This window comes from Halobellus limi (assembly GCF_004799685.1).
GTDB lineage: Archaea > Halobacteriota > Halobacteria > Halobacteriales > Haloferacaceae > Haloquadratum > Haloquadratum limi.
In genome coordinates, this window is record NZ_CP031312.1 from 241,310 (window position 1) to 265,163 (window position 23,854).

20 protein-coding genes are annotated in these 23,854 nt (G+C 65.1%); 19 read left to right on the forward strand and 1 reads right to left on the reverse strand.

Going from position 1 to position 23,854, the window contains the following annotated elements:
* Window positions 1-143: 143 nt before the first annotated feature.
* From DV707_RS15665 to DV707_RS15690, 6 genes are all read left to right on the forward strand, one after another.
* A complete protein-coding gene (locus DV707_RS15665) occupies window positions 144-1,535 on the forward strand; it encodes a S8 family serine peptidase (RefSeq protein WP_103992350.1) in 1,392 nt (463 codons plus the stop codon).
* 168 nt (window positions 1,536-1,703) lie between these two features.
* Complete coding sequence (locus tag DV707_RS15670) at window positions 1,704-2,315, forward strand: ArsR/SmtB family transcription factor (RefSeq protein ID WP_103992351.1); 612 nt, start codon at window positions 1,704-1,706, stop codon at window positions 2,313-2,315.
* A 412-nt stretch (window positions 2,316-2,727) separates the two neighbouring features.
* Window positions 2,728-4,281: a class I adenylate-forming enzyme family protein gene (locus tag DV707_RS15675; protein ID WP_103992352.1), complete on the forward strand. Its 1,554-nt coding sequence runs from the start codon at window positions 2,728-2,730 to the stop codon at window positions 4,279-4,281.
* A gap of 125 nt (window positions 4,282-4,406) precedes the next feature.
* Complete coding sequence (locus DV707_RS15680) at window positions 4,407-5,759, forward strand: aminomethyltransferase family protein (protein ID WP_200820918.1); 1,353 nt, start codon at window positions 4,407-4,409, stop codon at window positions 5,757-5,759.
* A gap of 111 nt (window positions 5,760-5,870) precedes the next feature.
* Window positions 5,871-6,830 carry an NAD(P)-dependent oxidoreductase gene (locus DV707_RS15685; protein WP_103992354.1) on the forward strand — a complete coding sequence of 320 codons (960 nt, stop codon included), beginning with the start codon at window positions 5,871-5,873 and terminating at the stop codon, window positions 6,828-6,830.
* A gap of 649 nt (window positions 6,831-7,479) precedes the next feature.
* Entirely contained in the window at window positions 7,480-8,241 is a 762-nt protein-coding gene (locus tag DV707_RS15690) for an IclR family transcriptional regulator (protein ID WP_103992355.1), read from the forward strand.
* Between the two features lie 218 nt (window positions 8,242-8,459).
* Here the strand turns inward: DV707_RS15690 and DV707_RS15695 are convergent, their stop codons facing one another.
* Window positions 8,460-8,855 (reverse strand): acyl-CoA thioesterase, encoded by a 396-nt coding sequence (locus DV707_RS15695; protein WP_200820919.1) that lies wholly within the window; start codon window positions 8,853-8,855, stop codon window positions 8,460-8,462.
* A gap of 123 nt (window positions 8,856-8,978) precedes the next feature.
* On the opposite strand from DV707_RS15695, the gene DV707_RS15700 reads away from it, so the two are divergent.
* From DV707_RS15700 to DV707_RS15760, 13 genes are all read left to right on the forward strand, one after another.
* Window positions 8,979-10,325, forward strand: coding sequence for an aminomethyltransferase family protein (locus tag DV707_RS15700; RefSeq protein WP_103992357.1), 1,347 nt, complete (start codon window positions 8,979-8,981; stop codon window positions 10,323-10,325).
* A gap of 308 nt (window positions 10,326-10,633) precedes the next feature.
* A complete protein-coding gene (locus DV707_RS15705; RefSeq protein ID WP_103992358.1) occupies window positions 10,634-11,491 on the forward strand; it encodes a methylenetetrahydrofolate reductase in 858 nt (285 codons plus the stop codon).
* A gap of 288 nt (window positions 11,492-11,779) precedes the next feature.
* On the forward strand, window positions 11,780-12,502 hold the full coding sequence (locus DV707_RS15710; protein ID WP_103992359.1) for an ABC transporter ATP-binding protein: 723 nt from the start codon (window positions 11,780-11,782) through the stop codon (window positions 12,500-12,502).
* A complete protein-coding gene (locus DV707_RS15715) occupies window positions 12,495-13,205 on the forward strand; it encodes an ABC transporter ATP-binding protein (RefSeq protein ID WP_200820920.1) in 711 nt (236 codons plus the stop codon). Before DV707_RS15710 ends, DV707_RS15715 begins: the two co-directional genes overlap by 8 nt.
* A gap of 265 nt (window positions 13,206-13,470) precedes the next feature.
* Window positions 13,471-14,358: a branched-chain amino acid ABC transporter permease gene (locus tag DV707_RS15720; RefSeq protein WP_103992361.1), complete on the forward strand. Its 888-nt coding sequence runs from the start codon at window positions 13,471-13,473 to the stop codon at window positions 14,356-14,358.
* On the forward strand, window positions 14,355-15,317 hold the full coding sequence (locus tag DV707_RS15725; protein WP_103992362.1) for a branched-chain amino acid ABC transporter permease: 963 nt from the start codon (window positions 14,355-14,357) through the stop codon (window positions 15,315-15,317). The genes DV707_RS15720 and DV707_RS15725 overlap by 4 nt, the downstream gene beginning before the upstream one ends.
* Window positions 15,318-15,543: 226 nt before the next feature.
* Window positions 15,544-16,779, forward strand: a complete 1,236-nt coding sequence (locus DV707_RS15730; protein WP_160113944.1) for an ABC transporter substrate-binding protein — start codon at window positions 15,544-15,546, stop codon at window positions 16,777-16,779.
* Window positions 16,780-17,292: 513 nt separating this feature from the next.
* Window positions 17,293-18,375 (forward strand): amidohydrolase family protein, encoded by a 1,083-nt coding sequence (locus DV707_RS15735; RefSeq protein ID WP_103992364.1) that lies wholly within the window; start codon window positions 17,293-17,295, stop codon window positions 18,373-18,375.
* A 7-nt stretch (window positions 18,376-18,382) separates the two neighbouring features.
* The gene (locus DV707_RS15740) at window positions 18,383-19,954 is read left to right on the forward strand and encodes a class I adenylate-forming enzyme family protein (RefSeq protein ID WP_103992365.1); all 1,572 of its coding nucleotides are present in this window, start codon (window positions 18,383-18,385) and stop codon (window positions 19,952-19,954) included.
* A 143-nt stretch (window positions 19,955-20,097) separates the two neighbouring features.
* On the forward strand, window positions 20,098-20,463 hold the full coding sequence (locus DV707_RS15745; RefSeq protein WP_103992366.1) for a VOC family protein: 366 nt from the start codon (window positions 20,098-20,100) through the stop codon (window positions 20,461-20,463).
* Window positions 20,464-20,645: 182 nt separating this feature from the next.
* Complete coding sequence (locus tag DV707_RS15750; protein ID WP_103992367.1) at window positions 20,646-21,431, forward strand: HpcH/HpaI aldolase family protein; 786 nt, start codon at window positions 20,646-20,648, stop codon at window positions 21,429-21,431.
* A 105-nt stretch (window positions 21,432-21,536) separates the two neighbouring features.
* Entirely contained in the window at window positions 21,537-22,469 is a 933-nt protein-coding gene (locus tag DV707_RS15755; RefSeq protein ID WP_103992368.1) for a VOC family protein, read from the forward strand.
* A gap of 279 nt (window positions 22,470-22,748) precedes the next feature.
* Complete coding sequence (locus DV707_RS15760; protein ID WP_103992369.1) at window positions 22,749-23,774, forward strand: ABC transporter substrate-binding protein; 1,026 nt, start codon at window positions 22,749-22,751, stop codon at window positions 23,772-23,774.
* The last annotated feature ends 80 nt before the right edge of the window (window positions 23,775-23,854 follow it).

The window sequence follows — 23,854 nt, forward strand, 5'->3', positions numbered from 1 at the left end:
ATCTCGACGAACGACGCCGTCCGATTAAGAACGCTCGGTTGCTTCAAGAGTCACTTACGCTACCCCGCGCGGCGACGCGGTCGTTCCAGACGACACCGATCGTCCGACAGTATGAACACCCACCGGGACGGAGAGACGACGACGTGAGGAGCGATCGATCCGACGGGGCCGGATTCCGGGTCAGCCGCCGACGAGCGGTCGCGATCGGCGGGGCGGCGGCCGCGAGCGTCCTCGCCGGGGGCGTGCCGATCCCCGGCGGGATCGGCCGACGCGCGGACTCCGCCCCTCGCGAGGGGGACCCCGAGTCGATCGACCGGATTCACGACGCGGGGATCACGGGCGACGGCGTCGGGGTCGCGGTCCTCGATCCCACCGGGTTCGATCCGACCCACGCGGATCTGACGGGCACCGTCGAGGAGATCCGGCAGTTCGGCCCCGAACGCGCCATCGTCGACGGAACCAGCCACGGGACCGCCGCGGCGGCGTCGGTGACGCGGCTCGCACCGTCGGTGAGCCTCTCGCTCGCGTCGTTTCGCCGCACCGACGAGTTCCTCGAGGCGATCGACTGGGCGCGCCGCCGGTCGGCGGACGTGATACTGACGCCGGTCGCGGCGCACGGAACGGTGGCGACACCGCGATCCGACGTGTTCCGTGCCGCCCGCCGCGCGGTCGAGGCCGGCTGCACGTTCGTCGCTCCCACCGGGAACGCGGCGCTCGGCCACTGGCAGGGGCCGTACGGGACGCTCTCACCCGGCGGCTCCGGAGGCCACCGGCGGCTCCGGATCCGGGGCCGGTCGGGATCGGACGACGACACCGTCGCCGGCCGCTTCGTCGCCTGGCTCGTCGTCGGGCCGACGATCGAGATCGACCTCACGCTCGCGCTCCTGCGCTCGGTCGACGACGGCGAGCGCTGGAACCTCGTGTCCCTCTCGCAACCGACGGCGTCGCGGATCGGGCAACGCCTGACCGCGGACCTCGCCGACGGTGAGTACGCCCTCGTCGTCCGGCCGGCGAGTCCGACTGAGGGACCGACGAACGGCGGGGCCGGGCGGGAAGTAGAGCCGACGGGCCGCGTCGAGGTGACGACGCCGACGCACACGCTCTCGTCGCCTCGCCCCCTCGGCAGCATCGCCGTCCCCGCGAGCGTCCCCGGCGTCGTCGGCGTCGGCGGTATCAGCGCACCCGGGGGGACGGACGAGGGGCCGCGCGCGGACGCCTCGGACGGGCCGACGACCGGTGAGGTCTCGCCACACAGCGGCCGCGGACCGACCGCGAGCGGTGCCGTCGGCGTCGACGTCGTCGCACCCCCGGTCCCGTGGGTCGGTGCCGGCGACCCCGGCACCTCGGCCGCCGCGTCGCGGACCGCCGGCGCTGCCGCTCTCGTTCTCGACGCCGCCTCGGGGCTGGCCCCGCGCGACGTGGCCGGTATCCTCCGTGCGTCCGCCGGCGATACCGGTCGTCGCGGGCGCGATCTCGCCGCGGGGTCGGGGCGACTCGACGTCGTCGCCGCGGTGCAGCGTGCGCGCGCCAGGTGACTGTCGGGACCCCCGAGCCGTGCTCGTCGGGACCTACTGGTCGTTCTGCGCTGTCGGCCGGGCCGTCGCTCCGCGACCGACCGCCGACCGCCCTCTGTCGGGCGGTCAAACGATCGCTTAAGTTACACCCACATTGATACCCGCCGTATCCGTAGTCTCGGGGCGAGTATGTCCTCCCCGATCGCCCGGCTGGGAGACCGAACGCGGTCGCCGGACGCCGAACCGGCGGTCGTCGACGTCGCCGCCGACGACGCCGGTGAACTGGTCGACGCGCTGAGCTCCGAGACGGCCCGCGAGCTGTTCAGCGCGCTCCACGACGATCCGGCCCCACCGTCGGAACTGGCCCGCGACCTCGACACGTCGGTCCAGAACGTCCACTACCACCTCTCGAAGCTCCGGACGGCCGGCGTCGTCGAATCGGTGGGCACGCGCCTCTCCGAGAAGGGCAACGAGATGACCGTCTACGGCCCGGCGGCCGACCCGATCGTCCTCGTCGGATCGTCCTCGTCGACGCAGCGAGACACCCTCCGCCGGTCCCTCTCCGATTGGGCCACCGGCGTGACCGTCCTCGCGCTGTCGAGTCTCGCCGTTCAGGTCACCGCCGAGCGGTTCCTGGGCGGCTCGGCGGCGTCGCTCTTCGAACCGGCGAGCCTCGGCGTCGCAGACGGCAACTCGCTCCTGCGGGGCGTCCTCCTCCTCTCGGAGCCCGGACTGCTCTTCTTCCTCGGCGGGCTCCTCGTCTTCGTCGCGGTCGGCCTCTCGGGCAAACCAGATCACTGACGCCACGCGGGTATGGCGGCGTTCGCACCTGGTCTCGCATCCGGTTGCACGACTGCGTCCGATCGAACGTGTAGGGGCTTGCAACCCCACTACGAGAGTGACCCGGTCGACGATCCCTCACCGGTCGGTACGTCTCGCTCGATGACGGTTGCCCTTCGCGACCGAATTTAATGACAGAAATATTATTTGATTATCAAAATATTCCAGAAACATAATATAATATAACAGAAAAAACCGACTATTATAGATGAATTTCGGATACGAATCTGTATACTAAAAATATAATAAATAAATCAATATACAACGAAATATGATATATCTAACTCGTCGGCCGCGTCGCTAACGTCCGGAGACGAACCACCACTACAGGTCTTTCTCAAATTATAAGTTAGATCATCTCGTCCCCGTTAGTATGCATCACACGTCGACGGTAGAGGTGCCTCCTATCAAAGATCTGTCTCGAATCGCCGCGGAGAACAACCCGGACAAGGTCGCGTTCGGCAACGGCGTCGACGGGGAGACGATGACCTGGTCGGAGTTCGATCGCCGGAGCAATCAGGCCGCGAACGCGTTCAGAGAGCACGTCGGCCAGGGCGACCGGATCGCGCTGCTCTGTGAGAACTCCCTCGAACACACCGTGCTCTGGAACGGCGGTCTGAAAACCGGCTGCACCGTCTCGAACCTGCACGTCCGGGCGTCACCGAACACGCTCAAGGGTGTCATCGACTCCTTTCGACCCCGCGCGCTCGTCGTCGACGAGGAGACCTCCGAGTTCTTCGAGGAGCGCCTCCGCGAGAAGATCGACACCGACCTCGACGTGATCGTCAACGTCGGCGAGGCACAGACCGACTACGAGGAGTCCTTCGAGCCGTTTCTGGAGGGACAGTCCACCGCCGACCCCGACGTCCGCGTCCGAGAGGAGGACACGGCCGTCGTGATGTGGACCTCCGGGACCACCGGCGAACCGAAGGGGTGGTGTCACACGAACCGCGGCCTGTACTTCCGCGCCAACACCCTCGTGAGCGTCTACGAACTCAACCGGCCCGCCCGCCAGCCGCACGTGTTCACGCCCTCCTTCGCCGCCTGGTACTCCGTGGTGCTCCCGGCGCTCGTCTCGGGCGCGACGACGTACTTCCTCAGTTCCTGGGACCCCGAGACGTACCTGGAGATGATCGACGAGCACGACCTGACCAGCGCGCTCTTGGTGCCCACGATGTGGCGGGAGATCCTCAACCTCGACTCGTTCGACGAGTACGACCTGAGTTCGCTGTCGGGGGTGATGTCCGCGGGCGAGGTCCTGAACGCGACGACGCTCAGACGGCTTCGCGAGAACGTCTGCGACGTGGTGAAGAACTCCTACGCGGCGACCGAGGCCTACGCCACGGTGATGGAGAACCCCGAACTCACCGAAGACCGCGTCGAGAGCGTCGGCAAACCGGTCCCCGGCGTCGAGATCCGAATCGTCGACGAGGACGGCACCTACGAGGACGTCAAGCCGACCGGCGAGGTCGGAGAGCTCGCCGTCAGAGCTCCGGACTGTCCGGTGTGGGCCTGGGAGCGCACCCGAAAGACCGAGGAGGTGTTCGAGGACGGCTGGTGGTACTCCGGCGACCTCGGGTACAAGGACGAAGAGGGATTCATCTACCTCGAGGGCCGGACGGACCTGATGATCCTCTCGAAGGGGATCAAGGTCTACCCCGCTCCCGTCGAGGAGCGGCTCAACGCGCACCCCGACGTCAACGAATCGGCGGTCGTCGGCGTCGAGGACGACGAGTACGGCGAGAAGGTCGTCGCGTACGTCTACCCGTCCGACCCCGATCTGACGGCCGAGGAGTTAGACGAGTGGTGTCTCGAGAGCGACGAACTCGCCCGGATGGAGCGTCCCCGGGAGTACCGCTTCGTCGACGAGTCGCTCCCGCGCACCTCGACGGGCAAACTGGACCGGCTGAGCGCGAAAGACGAGTAGAAGCTTTTATATACCACTTTCCGACGGCGCTTGCGACGCGCAACTGGCGGAAACATTTCCCGGATAACACGCCTATTTTACCTAAACCTTAAGTACAATACGTCTCTCCATTAGGCTGCACTACTATGAGCGAACGATCGTGGTCTTTCAGCGACAGTATGGCAGAGGCCGCCGACAAGGCGGGCAGTCCGGTCGAACTTATGCGCGATCTCGGCGTCGGGAAGTTCACCAAGGTCCCCGACGAGATCACCAACTGGATCGAAGAGCAGCGCTCCTGGCGGGAGTCGGTCGCCTTCGCCGACCAGTCGTACCATATGACGGATCACTACGTCGAGGGCCCTGACGCGCTTGACTTCTACCGCGACTACGCCGTCAACAAGTTCGACAACACCGAGCCCGGCAAGGCCAAACAGCTCGTCGTCGCCAACCCCAACGGCAAGTTCATCGGCGACGCGATCTGGTTCCACCTCGAGGAGGACAAGTTCCTGAGCGTCGGCGGCGCGGCCGCGCACAACTGGCTCCAGTACCAGGCCGAGACCGGCGACTACGACCTCGAGGCCGAGATGCAGCCCCGTCCCGTCACGATGGACGAGGACCCCACCTACTACCGGTTCCAGGTACAGGGCCCCAACGCCTACGACCTGATGGAAGAGGTCGCCGACGAGCCGCTGCCGGACCTCGGCTTCTTCAACCACACCACCATCTCCATCCAGGGACACGACGTCAACATCCTCCGCCACGGAATGGCCGGCGAGGCCGGATACGAGTTCTGGGGCCCCTACGGGGAGGGCGAGGAGATCAAGGAGCTCTTCATGGACGCCGGCGAGGAGTACGACATCAAGCACCTCGGCGCCGAGAGCTACCAGACGCCGAACGCGATCCTCGGCTGGATCCCGCTCGTCGTCCCCGCCATCTTCGACGAGGGGATGGAAGACTACCTCGAGTGGCTCGACGTCGGCGACGGCCTGCTCTCGATCGGCGGCAGCTTCGAGTCCGACGACATCACCGACTACTACTTCACGCCCACCGAACTCGGCTACGGCCACATCATCGACACGAACGGCGACTACTGCGGCAGCGAGGCCCTCGCGGCGGAAGCGGGCGACCCCGACCGCGAGAAGGTCACGCTCGTCTGGAACGACGAGGACGTCGTCGACGTCTTCGCGTCGCTGTTCAGCGACGGCCCGACGAAGAAGTTCATGCGGCTCCCGCACCCGCGCTCGTCGGCGTGTCACTACGACACGGTCCTCGACGACGGCGAACAGGTCGGCGTCTCCACGGACAAGTCCTACATCTACAACCAGCGTGAGCTGATCTCGCTGGCCGTCGTCGACAGCGAGTACGCCGAACCCGGCACCGAGGTCTCGCTCGTCTGGGGCGAACCCGAGGACAACACGAACAAGCGGGTCGAACGCCACGAGAAGACCGAGATCCGCGCGACCGTCGCGACGGCACCCTACACCGAAGACAGCCGGTAACTCGGCTCCCGACTGACCACTCCTTACCTCGTCGTCCGGTTCGACGGACGTCTTTCTCGCTTTCTCCTCCGGTTGGTAACTGCAAAGTACCCCAGGCCCGTCGACTGAGGTATGACGCGCGTACTGATCGATCAGGACATCACGCCCACCGACCGACTGCTCGACCGTCTCGACGACGACTGGGAGACGACCGTCGGCATCGACGGGGACGAAGACGCGCTTCTGGAGGTCGTCGACGAGTACGACGCGCTCTTGGTGACTTCCCGCGTCCCGCTCACCCGCGACGTCATCGCGGCGGCCGACCGACTGAAACTGATCGGGAAGCTCGGGACCGGCATCGACTCCGTCGACCTCGACGCCGCGCGGGAGTACGGCGTCACGGTCACGCACACGCCCGGCCACAACGCGCTGTCGGTCGCTGAACACGCCCTCTGTCTCACGCTCGCGTGCGCTCGGCGGCTCCCGACGGCCGAAGCCCTCCTCTCGGAGGGCCGGTGGCGCGACGAGTATCCCCTGGGAACGCGGGTGTCCGGAGCGACCGTCGGTATCGTCGGCTTCGGCAACGTCGGCAAACGGGTCGGCAAACTCCTCTCCGGATTCGACGTCGACGTGCTGGTCTCTGACCCGTACGTGCCGACCATCGACGCGGAACTCGCAGACGCCGACGCCCGCTCGCTCGACGACCTGCTCGAACGGAGCGACTTCGTGATCCTCACGCCGGAACTGACCGACGAGACGCGACATCTCGTCGGTCGGTCGGAACTGGACCGGATGCGAGACGACGCGATACTCGTCAACGTCTCGCGGGGACCCGTCGTCGACGAAGCGGCGCTGGTCGACGCGCTTCGCGCCGAGCAGATCGCCGGCGCGGGCCTCGACGTCTTCGAGACCGAACCCCTTCCCGCCGACTCGCCGCTCCACGCCTTCGACAACGTCGTGACGACGCCACACATCGCCGCGATGACGGGAGAGTGCCGCCGCGGCAACATCGATCAACTCGCCGAAAACGTGACTCGCCTGTCCGCCGGCGACTCGGTCCTCGATCGGTACGTCCCGGTCAGAGTGGAGTGAGCCTACGCGGTCGGATTCCGCTGTGATCCGATTTCCACCATCCGATATACTCGCAATTTCTGACCGAATCCGTCGATCGACTGCTCTAACATAACGGTCGTTCCTGATGAACTGCGCCGCGGCATAAATATAATAAAAGTGCCAAATCCGAAATGACCGTGATTAGATCTTGGGGCGCTCGCCCGCGGTCTGGCTTGCGAGACGGGGTGACCCGGATAAAATAACACAAGTACGCCTGTGATTCTGAGCCGCTGCGATTTCGAGTTACCACGAACTCCGGCGACGCGCTCGACCAACGGCTAGTCTCGCGGGGCGGCTCGCTCCGCCACGACCGGTCCCGTCGACTCGCCCGGCATACTCCTGTACCGCCTTTTCGGCGGTCGCTCGATATTTTGACACCGTTCCCGACGGTCCCGCGGACGATAACGATCTATCATTTCACTCGGTCCGATATGCGCGCAACACACCGAGAGCAGATTCCCGGCTCTCTCTGGGTCTTTTATCGGTGTGAAGCCGTGTCGCCCCGCTCGGAGCGCGCGGCCGACGCGTCGAACCGACCGGTGATCCGATGGGGCGATTCTCCGGTCGTACGCCGATCTCCGTCCGGAAAAACCGGAATGTTCAACTGTTCTCGTGGCCTCTCGTCGGTATGCCCACTGACCGCACGCCGCTCACCACCGTCGCGCGGGCGTTCGAGATCCTGAGCCTGCTCTGGGAACTGGACGGCGCCGGCCCCTCCGAGGTCGCCGCGCGGTTGGACCTCCCGGACAGCACCGTGTACGACTACCTCCGCTCGCTGAACGACACGCCGTACGTCTCCCGCGACGACGGGGAGTACCACCTCAGTTCGTACTTCATCACCATCGGCGGGAAGATGAAGTACCGCAACCGCCTCTACCAGGTCGCGAAGCCGGAGATGAAACGGGTCGTCTCCGAGACCGACGAACTCGTCGGACTGACGATCGAGAGCGAGGGACGTGCCCTGGTGTATCACCAGGAGGAGGGTCGGCAGGCTCTGAACCTGGGCACGTACTCCGGGGCGACCACCCCGCTTCACACCGTGGCCACCGGGAAAGCCATCCTCGCGTACCTCCCCGACGCGCGGATCGACGAGATCATCGAGCAGCGGGGACTCGAGAAGCGGACCGACCAGACGATCACCGACCCCGAGGTTCTGAAGGCGGAACTCGAACAGATCCGCGAGGACGGGTACGCCATCGACTGGGACGAGCAGGTCATCGGAATGGGGATGGCGGCGGTCCCGATCATCATCGACGAGGAGATCCTCGGGTCGTTCGGGATCGTCGTCCCGACCGGTCGGATCCGGGACTCGACCTACCAGGAGGAGATCGTCCAGAAGCTCCAGGAGATGACGAACAAGGTCACGATCAACTACCAGTACGGAAACTGACGCCCTCTCATACTGATTACTCTCGTCTCTTCCCGCCGAGCGCCGGCAACGGTGGTGGCGCTCGCCCGTCTTCGCGGCGTCGGATCCGAGTCCGGGCGACCGTCGCCGTCACGCGGGTCCGCGACGACGGTCGTTGGGGTGCCTGATTCTGGTTCCCGGACTCGGGTGGGTTCCCGGCTGCTGTTTCCACGGTCGCTCGGTGTGCCCGGTGTCTTTCGTCAGTCGTCGCCGAGGGCCGTTCTCACCGCTTCGGGCAGTTCCTGCGGCTCGTTGTCCGCCTTCGAGACGCAGACGTGCCGTTCGTCGCCGGTGAAGAGCGCGTTGCCGTCGGCGTCGCGCCCCGTCAACTCCATTCCGAGGCTCTTGGTACCGAGGTCCGGTTCCACGCTCACCGTGACCACGTCGCCGACGGTCACGGGACGGTCGAAGTCGGTGTCCATCGACACGATCGGCAGGTGGACGCCGTACTCCTCGGGGATGTCCCAGTAGGCCACGCCGCGGTCGTCCATGAGCTCCTCGCCGGCGCGGTGCATCGCGTCGACGAGGTTCGGATAGTAGGCGATACCGTGGGGATCGGCGTCTCCCCAGGCGCACTTCCATTCGTACTCGAACATCACTTCGGCATCTCATTACCCGTATAAATATTTTACTTAGCCCGTCTCGAACCAGTCGATTCGAACGACACGTCGGACGCGACACAACAGTTATCAGCGAGGGAGCGCGTCTCACGTTCAGAGATGAGCGAATCAACTCTCGCTGACGTCCTCCGGTCTAGCGGCTCGGCCGTGGACCTGCTCCGGAGTCGCGGGGGCGGTTGGGCCGGCTTTCCGAACGTCCCTGACGAGCACACCCACTGGATCGAGGAGCAGCGGGCCTGGGCCGAGACGTGCTCCCTCGCGGACCAGTCCCACCACATGGTCGACTACTGGGTCGAGGGTCCCGACGCGATCGACCTGTTCGCCGACCTCGGGGTCAACGCTTTCGACGGCTTCGAGCCCGGGACGGCCAAACAGTTCGTCGTCGCGAACCCCGACGGCTACTTCATCGGCGACGGCATCCTGCTTTATCTCGACCGCGAGCGGTTGGCGCTCGTCGGCCCGCCGCAGACGTCCAACTGGGTCCAGTACCACGTCGAGACCGGCGACTACGACGTTCGGACCGAGCGCGACGAGACGTCGGGCGTCCGTGACGGGCCGCCCGCGAACTACCGGTATCAGTTACAGGGTCCGAACGCCGTCGACCTGATGGCGGAAGTGACCGACCACCCCCTCCCGGACCTCGACTTCTTCCACTTCGACGACGTCAGCATCGACGGCCGCGAGGTGACGCTCCTGCGTCACGGGATGGCCGGCGAGGCCGGCTTCGAGTTCTGGGGCCCCTGGGAGGACTCGGAGGCGATACGCTCGACGATCCTCGAGGCAGGCGAAGAGCGGGGTATCCGACGCCTGGGCGCGAGGAGCTACGGGAGTTCCGCCGTCGTCTCCGGGTGGGTCGGGATGCCGCTGCCCGCCGTCTACGACAGCGACGCGATGGCCGGCTACCGCGAGTGGCTCAGCGCACGCAGCCTCGAAGCGCACTACTCGATCGCCGGGAGCCTCGACGCCGACGACGTCACAGACTACTACGTGACGCCGATCGAACTGGGCTACGAACGCCTGATCGATTTCGATCACGACTTCGTCGGGCGGGAGGCGCTGGCGGCCGAGGCCGAAGCGCCCTCCCGAACGCTCGTCACGTTGGAGTGGGCCGACGAGGACGTCGTCGACGTCTTCGCGTCGCTCTTCGAGGACGAACCCGCGAAGTTCCTCGACCTGCCGGTCCCGTGGCGCTCGACGTCGCACCACGACGCAGTCCGCGACGGCGACGACCCCGTCGGCACGTCGATGTGGGCGGCCTACACCTACAACGAGCGGACGGTGATCTCGCTCGCGGTCGTCGACCGCGCGGTCGCCGATCCGGGCACCGAACTCACGCTCGTCTGGGGCGAACCCGACGGCCGTCGGAACCCCGCCGTCGAACGCCACTCACGCACGGAGATTTCGACCACCGTCGCACCCGTGCCCTACACCACGGACAACCGTTAACACACCCTGAATACCGGTTAACACGTCCTAGACACCAGTTGACACACCATGGATACCAGTCGACATACGACGAGCAGCAGTCGATATCACGGCAGACAACCGCTGATGCCGTCGAACGGCCGGCCCCGACGAGCTTCGTTCAGGGTGCGCCTCGTCCTCGGACCCCGAAGCGCAAGACAACTTTTATCACCCACTCGCCAGTTATTAGAACCAATGAGCGGATTCACAGCGGACGGTCCGTCCGGCGGAACCACCACTATCGATCGCACCGGGACGACGAACGGGGCCTCTAGCCCGGAGGTCCGTCGATGACGACCAGTCAGCGCTCCTCGGCGGCGGCCGGCACGGCGGCCGCGCTCCTCGAATCGCCGCGGTTCGAGCTGATGCCGTTCGACAGCTTCGACGACGAGATCGAGCACCTCCCGGACGGGGCGACGATCACGATCACCGCCTCGCCGCAGCTGGAACTCGGGGCGACGATCGACGCCGCAGAGCGCGCCGCAGAGCGGGGATACGAGGTCGTGCCCCACGTGTCGGCGCGGTACGTCCGCGATTCGGAGCACCTCGCGGAGATCTGCGAGCGGCTGAAGGCCGCCGGCATCGAGGACCTTTTCGTGCCGGGAGGCGACCGCGAGGAGCCGATCGGCGAGTTCGCGTCCGCCTACGACATGCTCGTCGCACTCGACGACCTCGAGTACGAGTTCGAGGAGATCGGGATCACGGGCTACCCCGAGGGACACGAGTTCATCGACGACGAGACGCTCGCGGAGGCGATGAAAGAGAAGGCCCCCTACGCGACGTACATCGCCACGCAACTGTGCTACGATCCCGACACCATCCTCGAGTGGATCGAGACGGTCCGCGACCGGGGCGTCGACCTCCCCATCGAAGTCGGCATCCCGGGCGTGATGAAGTACGAGAAGCTCCTGAGTATCTCCCAGAAGGTCGGCGTCGGCGACTCGGTCCGGTTCCTGAAGAAGACGACCGGACTCGTTGGGTTCGTCAAGCAGTTCATCGGCTCGAGGGGTCGGTACCGCCCCGACGAGCTGGTCGACGGACTGGCACCGTACGCCGACGATCCGACCTGCAACATCCGCGGCCTCCACGTCTACACGTTCAATCAGGTCCCCGACACCGAGGAGTGGCGGACGGGGCGGCTACAGTAGCCTCCGTCGGATCCGTTTCGGGGGTCCGCTCCTCCGGATGGCACCTCGCGTTCCGTGAAGCCCGGATCCACCGGCCTGACGCTGGCACCGACCCGCTGGATGCGGTCCGTGGGCCGGGGCGACGTCTCCGGCCCGGATCGACAGCGGTCACCGAGTAGACAAAAGGGTTATACTGGTCGGGGAAGACGTCACGGTAAGGAACCAGAATGAGTGAGAACATCTCACACCTTCCGAACGGGTCGGGTTCGGATCGGAAGCCAGACGCCCGTCGGACGGGAGGGAGGTAATATGCTGTCGGTCGAGGGACTCACGAAGAAGTTCGACTCGGTCGTCGCCGTCGACGACGTAGATATGGAGCTCCGCTCCGGCGAGATCCACGGGCTCATCGGGCCGAACGGCGCGGGGAAGACGACGACGGTCAACCTCATCACGGGCGAGTTGACCCCGACGAGCGGAACGATCGAGTTCGACGGGACCGACCTCGTCGGCCGCTCGCCCTCCGCGATCGCCCGACAGGGGATCGGCCGGTCGTTTCAGGTCGTCCAGTACTTCCCCGAAATGACCGTCAGGGAGCATCTGCGTCTCGCCGTCCGCGACTCGACGGAGACCGTCAGGAGCGTCTTCAACCGAGAGGAGGACTACGAGCCACAGATTCGGGCGGTCGCCGAGCGAGTCCACCTCGAAGACGACCTCGACACGGTCGCGAAGAACCTCGCGCACGGAAAAAAGCGCTTCCTGGACATCGCGATGGTCCTCGGGATGGACTCTCGGGTCATCCTCTTCGACGAACCCGCCGCCGGGCTCAACCAGTCCGAGACCGACGAGGTCAAAGAGATACTGGAGAGCCTCCGCGGCGAGTACACGGTCCTGATCGTCGAGCACGACGTCGACCTCGTGCGCTCGATCTCCGACCGGATCACCGTCCTGCACAACGGAGCGGTTCTCACCACTGACACGCCAGAAAACGTCGTCGAGAACCCGCAGGTCAAGGAGGTGTATCTCGGTGAGTGAACTGCTCTCCGTCGAGGACCTCAACGCGTTCTACGGCGACAGCCAGGTCCTCTTCGACGTCTCGATCGGACTCGGGACGAACGACGTCGTCGGCATCTTCGGCCGGAACGGCATGGGCAAGACGACGCTCTTGAACAGCCTCGTGAACCGGATCGACCGGAAGACCGGCACCGTCACGTACCGCGGGCAGGACGTCTCCGCGTGGTCTCCCCACGAGATCATCCGAGAGGGCATCGCGTACGTGCCCGAAGAGCGTGAGATCTACCCCGCGCTCTCGGTTCGCGAGAACCTCGAACTGGCGATGACGTCGGACATCGACGACGACACCCGTGAGGAACGGATTCAGAACGTCTTCACGCAGTTCGAACGGCTCGGCGAACGACGGAACCAGCGCGGCGGGACGTTGAGCGGCGGCGAACAGCAGATGCTCGCGATCGGACGCGCGCTGGTCACCGATCCGGACCTGCTCCTCCTCGACGAGCCGACGGAGGGGCTGGCACCGACGATCATCGACGACGTCGTCGAGATCCTCGAGTCGCTGGTGACGGGCGACCGGGCGGTGCTGATCGTCGAACAGAACATCAATCGGATGCTCCCGCTCATCGACCGCGGCTATATGATCCAGACCGGCCGGATCGTCGAGGAGGGCGATTCCGAGCACCTCAGCGACGAGGAGATCCACGACAAGTACCTGACGGTGTAACGGTCTCCGCCCGCACTCACGGCGTCTCCCAACCGGGCCGAAGGATTCTCACGCGACCGGAAGGACCGCGTTCGGCGGTACACCTTCCCGATCTGAAAACCGGCCCATTTCGGCGCTGCGTGGCCGCGTACCGTCGTTCGGCTTACAAAAATTATATTATGATGTGGATTATCCCGTATAGTGTGTTATCGATGACGAACAATACCTCGCACAGTAGTCGAGTGCCCAACTACTACCGCCCGGACGCCCATCTCGTGTAACGGCTATGTTAGAAATTCCTCTCATAACCACTGAGAACTTCATTACCTACGCACTGAACGGCCTGAGTCGGGGGATGATCATCTTTCTGGTGGCCAGCGGACTCTCGCTGATCTTCGGATTGATCGGCCTCATCAACTTCGCTCACGGGGCGATGTTAGCGCTGGGTGGATACGGCACGTACGTCGTGATCCAGGCGACGGGGAACTTCTGGCTCGGACTCGTGGTCTCCGTCCTGCTCGTCTCGCTTCTGGGGCTCGCCCTGGAACGGAAGGTCCTCTACTGGATCTACGACGAGCCGCTGCTCGGGTTCCTCTCGACGTTCGGCATCGGGCTGGTCATCGAAGAGGCGCTCGCCGTGTACTTCGGGAGCCGGTCGTACACGGTTCAATCGCCGCTTTCTCAGTCGGTAGAGGTGCTCGGCGTGAGCTATCCGTCCTATCGCCTGTTCGTGATTCTCGTCGGGGCCGCCGTCGCCCTCGGGGTCGGCCTGGTCCTCGTGAAAACGCGTCTGGGGCTGGAGATCCACGCGACGGCGAACATGCAATCGACGGCCGAGATCCTCGGCGTCGACACCGCGCGGATCTACACGATCACGTTCGTCCTCGGGACCGCGCTCGCGGCGCTCGCCGGCGCCCTCACCGCACCGATCACGTCGATGTACCCCACGATCGGCCTCGACTACATCACGATGGCGTTTCTCGTCATCATCGTCGGCGGGATGGGGAGTTTCAAGGGGTCGTTCGTCGTCAGTATGATCGTCGGACAGGTCATCGCCTTCGGCTGGCTGGTGCTCTCGCCGACGTACGTCCGTATCCTCGTCTTCGCGGCGGCGATGGTGTTCATCCTGTACAAGCCGCGTGGCTTCTTCGGTAAAGCGGAGGTGCACGAATGAGCGACAGACTGTCGGACGTTCGGGACGTCGCTCGGGGACTGCCTCGACGGCCCCTGCTCGCGGTCGGCGTGCTACTGCTGCTCGCCGTCCCGTTCCTGTTCCCCGGGCAGTCGGACCTCGCGACCGAGGCGCTCATCTTCGGCCTCTTCGCCATCTCGGTCGACATCGTGCTCGGCTACGCCGGACTGCTCTCGCTCGCGCCGGCGGCCTTCTTCGGGCTGGGCGCGTACACGGTCGCCAAGCTCGTCGTCGACTACGGACAGTCGTTCTGGCTCGGATTTCCCCTCGCGATCGTTCTCGCGCTCATCCTGGCGTTCGTCGTCGGCTACGTCCCGATCAAGCGTCGGATCGGCAACGTCTACTTCGTGCTGTTCACCCTCGCGTTCGGGGCGATCGTCCACGACTTCTTCTTCGTCACGACGTGGCTGACCGGTGGCTCCGACGGGCTCGGCTTCTTCGGCCCGCCGGAGGTTCTGGGGATCGACCTCGGCGGTAGCACCGCGTACTACTACCTCACGCTCGGTGCCGTCGCGACCGTCGGGTACGGGCTGTACGTCCTGATCAAGAGCGACTACGGTGACGTTCTCCACGCGACGCGACAGAACGAACTCCGGATGCGGTATCTCGGCTACGACACGAACCGCGAACTGATGATCGCGTGGCTCGTCTCCGCCGCGGTCTCCGCCTTCGCGGGCGCGGTGTACGTCGGCCTCGTCGGGATCGCCTCGCCGTCTCTCGTCTCTTTCGCCCTGACCGGCGACGTGATCATCTGGATCATCGTCGGCGGCACGGGGACGCTTCTGGGACCGTTCGCCGCCGCGATCGGACTGGTCTTCACCCAGGAACTCCTGCAGAACCTCTGGCAGGGCGGCTACCGACTGCTCCTCGGGGTGCTCTTCGTCGTGTTCGTCTTCGTCCTCCCGGACGGGCTTGTGGGGCTCCTCCGGGGCGATGAATAACCCCGCTCCCGTTTCCGTTCGGCTCCGCCTGGTCTTCGGGTCTACGCCCGCTCGCACGCCGTCGGTTCACATCCGGTTTCGCGGACCGTAAAGCGGACTCACAAACGTGCGACGCCGCGGTCGTTTCACCGGCAGACGGCCCGTCGGTCACGAAGGCCGCTAAATTCGCCGCAATTCAACCCGAAATTTTATTATGAATACTGGTAACAAGGAGTATAGGCATACGATGATTCAACGAAGATCGTTCCTCAAAGCTGCGGGCGTCGCGGGACTCACCTCGGCCGCCGGCTGTCTCGGAGGCGGCGGCGGTGGCGGAAGCGACTCGGTCAAGATCGGTGCCGTGATGGCACTGAGCGGTCCGTTCGCACGAACCGGCGAAGAAAACCGACGCGGGCTGGAAGTCGGTCAGGAGTACCTCGGCGGCGAGATCCTCGACAGCGAGTTCGAGTTGATCATCGAGGACGGCGAGTCGGATCCGAACGCGTCGATCCAGGCGGCCCGGACGCTCGTCGAAGACGAGGACGTCGACGCCATCATCGGCCCGGTGAGCAGTGGTAACTCCATCTCCGTGATGCAGTACATCAAAGACGAGGGGCAGGTGCCGCACCTGATGACCACGGCCTCGTCCGTCGAGGCCCGCGAGAACCCCGAGAACTGCAACGAGTACGGGTTCTTCATCTGGCCCAGCAACCGGCACCTCGCGCCGACGGGGACGCAGTTCATCCAGGAGCTCCCGAACCACATCGACCGCGACATCGACCCCTCGCGGGTTCACTACGTCTCACAGGACTACGCGCTCGGACAGAACGGCCTCGAACTGGTCGAGGAGTCGATGAACGAGGTCGGCGGCGAAGTCACCGGCAGCACGCTGGTCCCGCTCGGAGAGACCGACTGGTCGTCGTACATCTCCGAGATCGCCAACAGCGAGGCCGACGTCGTCACCGGCGTCCTCACGTGGGGCGCGGCCGCACAGCTGATCCCGCAGGCCAACTCCTTCGGACTGCCCGAAGAGAAGGTGATGATGTTCAACTCCGGGAAGCCAATCGGCCAGTTCGCCGCCTCGACGATGCCCAACGAAGTCACCGTCGACGGCTGGTTCGGGACGCACTTCTACAACCCCGGACTCGACACCGACGTCAACAACGAGTTCCAGAGCCTCTACAACGAACTCGACAGCTCGCTCCTGCCGAACTCGACGGCGGGCGCGTCCTTCGAGCTGATGCGGGCGCTCGCGACCGCGATCGAAAACGGCGGCTCGACGGCCTCGGACGACATCATCTCCGAACTCGAGGGCCTGGAGTGGGACTCGGTCTTCGGCCCGATCCAGTTCCGCGAGGAGGACCACCAGGCGGCGCTGAACTTCTTCGGCGGCCGACGCGTCGAATCCGACGGCGACGGCTCCGAGGTGGAAGTGCTCGCGGAGTACCCGGACGTCATCCCGGACGCGCGCTGTAGCCTCTAACCCACCTTTTTTATCGGGGATCCTCGGCCGCGCTGCGCGCGGCCTCGAACCCCCGCAAAAAATCTGGACCAAAAAAGGCCGCGAGGCTCGCATCCGCGAGCCTCGCGGTGAACGACGTGCGACGTACGGCGACGCTCCGCTACTGACCGCCCAGCGTTTGTACGGCTTATACTGTCGGACCTACCTATGTGAAGATTCTCGGCACTCCGGGGTGTCGAAATGCCCTCCGAACTTACGTCCGACCGGATCGCCCACTCTCGTGGGTCGGGCACGCACTCATACGTATAGTAGCGTTTGCAACTGATTACTCATCTGATCGCACGACTGCGTGTGATCGAGTGAGTGAAGACTTGCAAACGCTACTATAATGCTGTAACCGCTTACCGGTACGACCGGTCGACGTGTGTCCCCGTTCGATCGAACCACGGCGTCGATCCGCGACGCGTCCGGCGGTCGCAGTGCAGCGATCGGATCCACACATACATTTATTAAAAGATAGCGGAATAGTGAGGTATGAAACTCGGTCGCTTCCTGGTCGAGACGCATTGCCACGCCCAGCGTCACGCCGCCCGCATCCAGATGGACGGCGACGCCGACTACGGCGAACTCGCGAAGAAGATGGTGACCGCGGTCCCGGGCGACGAGGCCACCGAGGACGACGAGGTGATCGTCTACGACAACTCCGATCGCGTCCTCCGCGATATGGACACCTACGGCGTCGATATGTGCGTGCTGCTCCCCGGGACGTTCGGGTTCACGAACGAGATGCACGCCGAGATGATGGCCGAACACCCCGAGAAGTTCGTCGCCGCCGCCTATCCGGTCCAGACGATGAAGGCGGCCCAGCGCGGCGAGGAGGAGTGGACCGCCGAGGCCGCCGCCGCGGAGGTCGACGAGTGGCTCGAGGAGGACGGCTTCCGGATGATCGGCGAGGGGATGCCCTACGACCCCACGACCGAGGAGCCGATGGAGTGGTCCGAGCGGAAGGACGAACTCCGGGAGTTCTTCGACGTCGCCGCCAAGCACGAGGTCCCGATCCGCTGGCACACCGGCTACGTCTCCGGTTACGCCACCGGTCTCGGCATCTTCGATCACTACCCGGACTGGAGCGATCCGACGCTCGCGAGCCAGATGAAGGCCGAATATCCGGAGGTCCCGATAATCTTCGACCACGGCGGGATGCAGGCGACGTGGCGTGAGCACCACGTCGATCAGTGCTGTCAGGTCGCCGCCTCCTTCGACGACGTCTACCTCGAGATCGGCCTGTACTGGGCCGACCTGATGAAGAAGCCGATGAACGACCCGAACATCGGCGTCGAGCAGTTGCTCTGGGGGACCGACTGGGGCGCGTCGATGCCGCAGATCAGCCAGCCGAACGAGGACCCGCCGTACTACTGGGACCAGATCGCAGACCGCGGGCTCCCGGCCCACCAGGTCGACTTCTGGGGGCCGAGCCTCCGACAGCTCCAGAAGTTCGCGATGGACCGTGACCTCCCCCAGGAGGAACTCAACCTCATCCTCGGCGGTAACGCCGTCCGGCTGTTCGACCTCGACGTGCCGGACAACCGGATGTTCAGAAACTACATCGACCTCTGAACGCACGATGCACACGACATCCACCCCCGGACTGCCGCCGATACACGAACTCTCGGAGATCGCAGCGACCAATAACCCCGACCGGGTCGCGTACGGCGAGGCGGCCACCGGGAGAGAGGTGACGTGGTCGACGTTCGAAGAGCGGAGTCGCCGCGCCGCGAACGCCCTCCGTGAGCACTGCGCGCAGGGCGATCGGGTGGCGTTCCTCTGCGACTGCTCGATCGCCCACACCACGCTGTTCAACGGGGCGATGAAGGCCGGCTGCGTCGTGTCCAACCTCCACACGCGCGCCTCCGCAGAGACGCTGCGGTACTGTCTCGACTCGATTCGCCCCCGCGTGCTCGTCATCGACGAGCAGTTCTCCGAGTTCGTCGAATCGGACCTCCGCGACGAGATCACGACGGACCTCAGCGCGGTCATCACGACTGGAACCGAACGTACCGACTACGAGCAATCACACGAACCGCTGCTCGAATCCCACGAGGCCGTCGCCCCCGACGTCCGCCTCCGGGAGGACGACGTCGCGTCCATCCAGTGGACCTCCGGCACGACCGGGCGGCCGAAGGGCTGGTGTCACACCCACCGGGCGCTCTGTCACAAGGCGCTCCACCTCGAAAAGCTCCTCGCGCTCGATCGCACCGCCGCCCAGGCGCACGTGTTCACGCCCTCGTTCGCCGCGTGGTACGCGCTGTTCCTTCCGGCGCTGTCGTCGAACGCGGCCACCTACTACCTCTCGGAGTGGGATCCCGAGGCGTACGTTCGCCTGATCGACGAACAGGACCTGACGACCGCGGATCTGATCCCCACGATGTGGCAGGAAGTGCTCCGGTTAGACTCGCTCTCGGAGTACGACCTCGGTTCGCTGAACCGGGTGGTCACGAGCGGCGAGTACCTCGACGAGCGCACGCTCGCGGCGATCCGCGAGGAGATCTGCGAGGACGTGTTCAACAGCTACGCCGCCACCGAGGTCCTGGGCACCGAGATCAGCGCGGCGGAGCTGACCGACGACCGCACCGGCAGCGTCGGCAAGCCCATCCCCGGCACTCGGGTCCGCGTCGTGGAACCCGGCGGGCGGCCGGACGCGGTGAAACCGGCGGGAGAGACGGGCGAGATCATCATCAAGGGCCCCGACCGCGCGTCGTGGGCCTGGAACGACACGCAAAAGACAGAAGAGGTGTTCGAGGACGGCTGGTGGTACTCCGGCGACCTCGGCTACAAGGACGAGGAGGGCTACCTGTACGTCGAGGGCCGGACCGACTTCATGATCAAATCGAAGGGGATCAAGGTCTTCCCGACGCCCATCGAGGAGCGGCTGTTGGAACACCCGGCGGTCGAACAGGCGGCGGTCGTCGGCGTCGACGACGACGAGTACGGCGAGAAGGTCGTGGCGGTGATTCGCCGCACCGACGACGACGTCGGCTCCGACGAACTCGAAGCGTGGTGCCTCGAGAGCGACGAGGTCGCCCGCTTCGAGCGCCCCCGCGAGTACCACTTCGTCGAGGAGCCGTTCCCGCGGACCGCCACGGAGAAGCTCGACCGCGCCGAGATCCGTTCGCGAGTGGTGTCCGAGGCGGAGTGACTCGACGTTCCGGCGGGGAGCGACCCGACGCTTCGACGCGACTCGGCGAGCGTCGTCGTTCCCACCGAGACGTCGTCGAACCGCTCTCCGGTCCGGGTACCTATATCGGAATACTTACTATCGTTGCTCGGCTCGTTTCACGTATGATCGGCGAGATCGACCACATCGAAATCGAGGCGAGCGACGCGACCGAGATGGCCGACTTCCTGAAGAAGCTCGGATACGAGGAGCACCGTCAGACCGAGCACCACGGGCAGTCCTACGAACTCGTCCCCGGCGACGGCGACGGCCCGCTCTTCGAGATCCACACCGTCGAGGGCGAGGAGGTCCCCGGTATCAACCACATCGCCTTCAGCGTCGACAACATCGAAGAGCTCACCGAGGAGCTCGAAGAGAAAGAGGTCGACTCCATCGTCGGCCCCTACCACGTCGAGAAGACCGGCCGCACGATCACCAACTTCCGCGACCCCGACGGCCGCCGGTTCCAGGTCGTTCAGGACGACGAGTAACGCGATCGACTTCGCGTCTGTCCCCTTTTTGGATTTTTTGAGCCACACGTCAAGAGCCGCTGCCCGACTCTCGGGTCGTCGATCTCGGGACGCCTCGCTGGCTGCTCGCTGTCTCTCTCAGTGAGCGGTCGAGCGATCCGACCGGAACGTATAACCTCCTCGCTCTCACAGTCGCTCCCACGATGGAGCAACGTAACAGTTTTCGTCGAGCCATCGAGAACGGCGACGTCGTCTTCGGTGCCCGGTCGTCGACGTTCTCGCCGACGGTGATCGAGATCTACGGTGAACTCGGGATCGACTTCGTCTGGCTGGACTTCGAACATATGGGGCCCAGCCCGTGGGACAGCACCGTCTTCGAGGAGCTGACCCGCGCGGCGGAGGTCGGCGGCACGGAACTGTTCGTCCGGCTGCCGAGCGGCGACCCCTCCCTGATCCGAAAGGTGCTGGACGCGGGCGTCAGAAACGTCTTCATCCCGCGCGTCGACACCGCCGAGGAGGTCCGCGAGGCCGTGAAGGCGACCCGGTTCGTCCACGACGGCGAACCCGGCGAGCGGGGGATGGCGAGCGGCCGGTCCCGGACGTGGGGGCTCTCCGGCGACGACTACATCGAGACCGAGGACCGCGAAGTGTGCCTCGGCGTGATGATCGAGAAGACGACCGCGGTCGAGGAACTCGACGACATCCTCTCGGTTCCGGACCTCGGCTTCGTGTTCATCGGCCCCTCCGACCTCTCGGTGCAGATGGGCCACCCCGGAGAGAAGACGCACCCCGAGGTGGTCGAGACGATCGAGGAGATCACCGAGGCGTGTCACGAGGCGGACGTTCCCACGGGCGTCATCAAGACGGATCCGGACGAAATCGAAGCGGCTGTCGACGACGGCCACCAGATCATCCGGGTCGGCGGCGACCTGGCGTCGATCAAGTCGACGCTCTCCGAGCGGCTGGACGCGATCGAGTCGCTCCGGTAGCTCGGGGGGTTCGTCCGTTCTCTTCTCGGAAATCCGCGTTCAGAGGCGCGAAACGGGCGCCGGAAGAATAATTTATTATCGTAGACCGACGTGCATCCACCTGCAATGGATCCTGAGCTCGCTCGCCTCGGTCACGTCGCGCTGGAAACGCCCGATCTCGACGGCTCCCTGGAGTTCTTCAGAGACGCGGTCGGGTTCGAAGAAGTCGAACGCGACGGCGACACGTCGTATCTGCGCGCCGTCGACGAGTTCGACCACCACTCGATCGTCCTCTCGGAGGCCGACGAGCCCGGCGTCGACCACGTCGGCTGGCAGACGCGGAAGCCGGAGTACCTCGGGGAGTTCGAGGCGGTCCTCGACGAGCAGGGCATCGACGTGACCTGGGTCGATGCCGAGGCGGAACTCGGCCAGGGCGAGGCCTTTCGGTTCACGACGCCCACGGGCCACGAGTTCGAGTTCTACTACGAGATGGAGAAGCCGGACCCGCCGGCCGAACGGCGTTCGAAGCTCAAGAACAAGACGTACTCGCGGACGACGACGAACCCGATCGCGCCCAAGCGGATCGACCACGTCCAGCTGTGGGACCCCGCGGCCAACGACTTCCGCGCGTGGCTCCAGGAGGCGCTCAACTTCCGCGTGCAGGAGCGATACAACCGGAAGGACGGCTCGCGGTGGGGCACGTTCCTCAGCGCCAACGGCAACAAGATCGAGGCCGCCGTCATCGAAGACGAGGACGCCGCGAACGAGCCCGCGCTCCACCACATCGCCTACAAGGTGGACACCGCGGACGACCTCTTCGACGCCCACGACGCGATGAACGAGCACGGCATCCCGACCGACGGGATCGGACAGCACTCCATCTCCCGCGGGAAGTTCCTCTACGTGCGCGATCCCGTCAGCGGCCACCGCATCGAGTTCAACGCCGGCGGCTACCTCGTCTTCGACCCCGAGTGGGAGACGATCGAGTGGCAGGAGGGCGACCTCGAGGACCGTCAGTGGATCGGCCAGATCGAATCGAAGGCGCGCGTCGAGTACTGATACGGTCGGCTCCCGATCCCGGCGTCGACGACCCGCGTATCGTCCACAACCGTCGCGGTTATCGTGTTCTTAACCGTCCCCCGAGTTCGCAGTCGCCTGTGGCCGACGAATCGACCGATCGTCGTTGCCGCTCACACCGTCGGTCGCTCCCGCCGGCGCTCGATTGCTGCCCTCATTCCTCGCGCTACCCGCCCCGTCGCCGGTTGTCGCCGCGCTACGGCGGTTTTTGGCACACATTCACAAACATTTATTTAGTTCGGTTATGTTTCTCACGTTACGATGTCATTCAAAAACTCGAATCGCCGATCGTTTCTGAAGCACAGTGCCGCGGTCGGGACCGTCGGTCTCACCGGCCTCGCCGGCTGTTCGAGTATCACGGGCGGCGAGACTCCCGAACTCGGACTCGCGTTCACGGTCCCCGTCGAGAACATCGCGTCGCTGTTCGCGATCGAGGACATCCAAGACCAGCTCACGAACCTCGGATCGGAGTACGAACTCAACGTGACGCGGGATCAGAGCACGCCCGACTCGCTGAACAAGATGGCGTCCGGAAACGCCGACATGGCGCTGCTCTCGACGGTGAGTTACGCGTCGGCCGTCCGTCAGGAAGCGGTCCCGGGGAACATCTCGATGATCGCGACCGACTTCTGGGACGCCCATCCCGACTGGTACGGGATCTCCATCTTCTCGGGCGCGGACTCCGATATCACCGAGCCCGAAGACCTCGAAGGGGCGACCATCGGCGTCAACGCCCAGGGGACCGGCGTCCACGCGCTGATCGTCAAGAAGTTCCAGCAGATCGGACTCGACCCCGAGAACGACGCTGAGATCGTCGAACTGCCGTTCCCGACGTTCGTCTCCGCGATCAACGACGGCCGGATCGATGCCGGCGTCTTCCCGGCGATCTTCGCCGTCTCCGCCCGCGGCGAGGGGTTCAACGAGGTCTACACCTCCCAGGAGACGTGGGAGCAGGCGTACCCGTTCGCGTACACGGTCGCCGCGAACAGTTCCATCGACGAGAAGGGCGACGCCATCGCCGCGTGGGGCGAGGACTTCCGGGAGATGGTCAACTACGCCTACGACAACCGCAGCGAGGTCGTCTCGCTCGCCGCGGAGTACTTCGAGCTCCCCGAGCCGCTCGTCGACGGGTTCTTCCTCACGAACAACGACTACTACCGACAGGACCTCACGATCGATATGGACCGCCTGCAGTTCACGATGGACGAGATGGTCAACCTCGGGTTCGTCGAGGAGAGCTTCGACGTCACGGAGTACGCCACCAACGACTACATCCCCTCGAACTGACGCCGTCGCCTGATCGACCGCCGTCTCGTCGCCGTCGCCTTTTCCGCGATCCCACGACCTCCGAGAACCCTCTGCGGCTG